This is a genomic window from Streptomyces sp. CO7 (assembly GCF_053474865.1).
In genome coordinates this window covers 306,634-307,532 of record NZ_JBRIOU010000002.1, presented here as the reverse complement: position 1 = coordinate 307,532, position 899 = coordinate 306,634, and the positions used below count along the sequence as shown (strand labels likewise).

Below are 899 nucleotides of genomic sequence, written 5' to 3'. Positions count from 1 at the left end.
CCCCCGATCTGGCCCGCCTGCTCGCCGACGCCACCCGGGCCCGGGTGTTCGCCGCCGTCACCCTCGGGGCGCGGACCACCACCGAAGCCGCGGAGGACGCCGGGGTACGGTCGAAGGACGCGGTGCAGGCCGTGCGGCGGCTGCTGGACGGCGGGGCGCTGGTGCAGGAGGACACGGGACTGGCCGTCGCCTACGCCCGGCTGCGCGACGCGGCCCGGCGCCCGGCTGCCCCGGCCGTCGACCACGGCACCGGCGACGCGGCGACCGAGTCCCTGCTGGGCACCTTCGTGCGCGACGGCCGCCTGGTGCGCCTGCCCGCCCGCTGGGACCGCAAGCGGCAGGTGCTGCGCCACATCGCCGAGCGTTCCTTCGACGTCGACGTCGCCTACCCGGAACGCGCCGTGAACGAGCGCCTCGCCGCCTGGTGCGCCGAGGACGCCCCGGTCGACCATGTGACCCTGCGCCGCTACCTCGTCGACCTCGGCCACCTCGACCGCCACGACGGCGTCTACCGCCGCCGCACCGACGACGCCCCGGCCGCGCCGACCGGCTGACGGCCCGACAGCCCGGCGGCCCGGCAGGGCGACGACGACCGGACGGACGGCCCTGCGGGTGCTGTTCGCCGTGCCCATGGTGCTGTTGACCCTCGTCGCCGGGTTCTTCCTCTGGCCGGCCCTGGTGACGCGGCCGGACGGGGCGTGGGACGAGGCCGCGTACGGCGGGATCGAACTGGGGTGCGTATTGGCCATCCTCTCGGCGGGTGCGGTCGGCGCGCTGTGGCTGGCGCCGTCGGTACGCACGGTGATGCGCTGGCCGTGGCTGACGCCTGCGCTGTTGGTCGGGGTCGCGGCGGTGGTGCGATGGGTGACCAGCGGGGCCTGAGGGAGGCGGACGGGGCG

The 899-nt window shown here is 76.9% G+C and carries 2 protein-coding genes; both read left to right on the top strand.

The annotated features are described in order from the left end of the window. A partial coding sequence (locus ACOV8S_RS03330; protein ID WP_448316013.1) for a DUF2087 domain-containing protein occupies positions 1 to 554 on the top strand: 554 nt, incomplete at its 5' end. A 58-nt stretch (positions 555 to 612) separates the two neighbouring features. Beyond that, a complete protein-coding gene (locus ACOV8S_RS03325; RefSeq protein ID WP_448316012.1) occupies positions 613 to 882 on the top strand; it encodes a hypothetical protein in 270 nt (89 codons plus the stop codon). Positions 883 to 899 lie beyond the last annotated feature (17 nt).